The organism is Bacillus pseudomycoides DSM 12442 (assembly GCF_000161455.1).
Taxonomy (GTDB): domain Bacteria; phylum Bacillota; class Bacilli; order Bacillales; family Bacillaceae_G; genus Bacillus_A; species Bacillus_A pseudomycoides.
The window spans coordinates 5,064,456-5,065,923 of sequence record NZ_CM000745.1; the positions used below are offsets into that span (position 1 = coordinate 5,064,456).

Sequence of the window (1,468 nt, forward strand, 5' to 3'; positions counted from 1 at the left end):
CATGTTATTTTTTATCAAATATTTAATAATATCATAAATTTATTTTTAGTGTCAATCACTTTTTCTTTAAAAATTAAATTAAGTAAAACAGCCCTAATAGACAAATTACTTAATAAAAATAAACGAAACGATATTAATAAGCTCAATAAATCAATCTTGGAAATAAAAGTAAGCCTATGACCTATTTTTACACGTATCTCGGTCGAACCCCAAATAAAAAGAGACGCTACTAAGTTAAAAAGACTAGGAAAATAAATCCTAGTCTTTTTAACTTATACTATTTATTTCTATATTAGGGGTCACCATACATGCCCATCAAGCTAAGGAAAAATTAATACCCCTAAAACAAAAAAACGCCATTCTTTCGAAAGAATGGCGTTTTTTCAGTAGATACTTCCCTAAAATTTTGACATAAATGATAATGTAAAATGGTTATTTCCTGTATTCTTCCATCCCTTTATAGTAATCAATCTTTTCTTCAATTTTCACCAGATTATCCTTCAACTCTTTAATTTCTTTAAGGACTTTGTTTTGATGTATTTCTAACAATTCTCGTCTAGATCTTATTGTAGGTTCACCTTGACTTCGTAAATCAGAAAAAAGTTTCATATCTGTGACTGACATTCCTGTTACTCTTAAACGGATTAAGAAATTGATCCAAGAAATATCAGCTTCTGAATATTGACGATAACCATTGATATCTCGGCTCACCTCATTAAGTAACCCAATTTTTTCGTAGTAACGTAAAGTGTGCACAGTAAGTCCTGTTATTTTTGAGATTTGTTTAATAGTAAATATCTTTTCCATAAAATTCATTATAACACAAAGAAAAGGGGTTGCTTTAGAGTGCACTCTAAGGTGTAACGTTTAATCAAGAGTTACTTTTTAATCAATTGATACTATGCAACATAGATGTACTAAATGATTAAAAATTTAAATTGATAAATTCTTAGGAGGCAAATGCAATGAGTAATGAACGTTATCAGCGTGGCTGGAAAAAACTAATGGAAGTAGATGGAGAAGGTGGGCAACGTGTTATAGATTCACTAAAAGATATTGCTCCTGATCTCGGTAAATATGTTGTTGAATTTGCTTTTGGTGACATCTATCCTAGAGAAGGATTAAACCTCAAACAACGTCAATTGGTTACAATCGCATCACTAACTACACAGGGTGGCTGTGAACCACAACTTAATGTCCACATTAACGCGGCACTTAATGTTGGTCTCTCACCAGATGAGATAATAGAAGCAATCATGCACTGCATCCCTTACACGGGCTTTCCACGAGTCCTTAATGCAATCTTTGTGGCAAAACAAATTTTTGAAGAACGTAAGCTGAACTTAGGATAAGATACTATTAATGAATAAGCTCAGTCGAATCAATTACCTTATTTTTATAATAGGGGTCACTATACAATTACTATCAACCTAAGATGAATTTATACCCATAATTCATAGAAAGCGTT

General features: G+C 31.6%; 3 protein-coding genes. 2 read left to right on the forward strand and 1 reads right to left on the reverse strand.

The features are described 5' to 3' along the window. Positions 1 to 180, forward strand: a 180-nt coding sequence (locus tag BPMYX0001_RS33700; RefSeq protein WP_208858011.1) for a hypothetical protein, incomplete at its 5' end; no start/stop codon positions are given. Between the two features lie 252 nt (positions 181 to 432). On the opposite strand, the gene BPMYX0001_RS25635 is transcribed toward BPMYX0001_RS33700, so the two are convergent. Then, positions 433 to 807 (reverse strand): MerR family transcriptional regulator, encoded by a 375-nt coding sequence (locus BPMYX0001_RS25635; protein ID WP_006097090.1) that lies wholly within the window; start codon positions 805 to 807, stop codon positions 433 to 435. Positions 808 to 965: 158 nt separating this feature from the next. Here BPMYX0001_RS25635 and BPMYX0001_RS25640 point away from each other — a divergent pair, with 158 nt between their 5' ends. Beyond that, positions 966 to 1,352, forward strand: coding sequence for a carboxymuconolactone decarboxylase family protein (locus BPMYX0001_RS25640; RefSeq protein ID WP_006097091.1), 387 nt, complete (start codon positions 966 to 968; stop codon positions 1,350 to 1,352). The last annotated feature ends 116 nt before the right edge of the window (positions 1,353 to 1,468 follow it).